The 899-nt window shown below is 42.0% G+C and carries 1 protein-coding gene; it reads right to left on the reverse strand.

Annotated features, from left to right (window positions below; all coding sequences use genetic code 11):
• Positions 1-899, reverse strand: an 899-nt coding sequence (locus P20652_RS19405) for a transposase (RefSeq protein WP_033018290.1), incomplete at both ends; no start/stop codon positions are given.

Consider the following 899-nt stretch of genomic DNA (forward strand, 5'->3'; position numbering starts at 1 on the left):
GGCTTGCCTTTACTGCGTTTTAGTCGCCGTTTTTCTTGCTCTGTTTCGTATGTTTCGCTGTCTTTAAATAGCGGATTTCGTTTTCTAAATTGGTTATCCGCAATGTAGGTATCGAACCCACTTTGCGCCATAAACTCAAGATTTACTTCGCTGTTAAACCCACTGTCTGCGGTGAATTTGATGGTGTGTTTATCTGCCATTTTTTCTGTATTAAGTTTAGCAAGCTGCTGTTTTAATTGTGCAACGGCTGGCTGTAAAGTTTGTTGTTCGCCCACTGAGCCCCACGCTTGTGCTTGCAGGATGATTTGATGTTTATCATCGTTTATCGCGATGCCGTTGTAGCCTTGAATTGTCCCTTTTGAGGTCGTCATTTTTGCACTATCTGGGTCAGTGATATTACTTTTAACAGGCTTGCCTTTACTGCCTGTTTTCTCTTCGTGAGTGGCTAAAAACTCGGTGATTTTACCTGCACTTCTATCCAGCTTTTCTTTTTGTTTTAAGTCCTGAGTTATTAACTCTTCGCCCAGTCCATCTTGTGATTGGTGGCGTTCAATAATACGTTTGCTTGCGCGTTCTAGTTTTGCTTTTTTGCGGCTTAACTCATCGAATTTGCCGCTCCACTCTTTACTCGCATTGGACTTTAATTTACACCCATCAATGGCAAACATGTTGCGGCCTATCAAGCCTTCTTCATCACATATCATCAGCACTTGCGTAAAAAGCGGCTCAATCTGTTCATGCATTTTAGCCACAAAACCCGCTATAGATGTGTAATGTGGCTGGATATCTCCCGACACACTCATAAATAAAATATTATGCTCGCAAGCCTTTGCAATCCGACGGCTACTGATAAAACCATGTGCATAGCCCAGTAAAATAATCTTTAGCATTACCGAAGG

The organism is Pseudoalteromonas sp. BSi20652 (assembly GCF_000239855.1).
GTDB lineage: Bacteria > Pseudomonadota > Gammaproteobacteria > Enterobacterales > Alteromonadaceae > Pseudoalteromonas.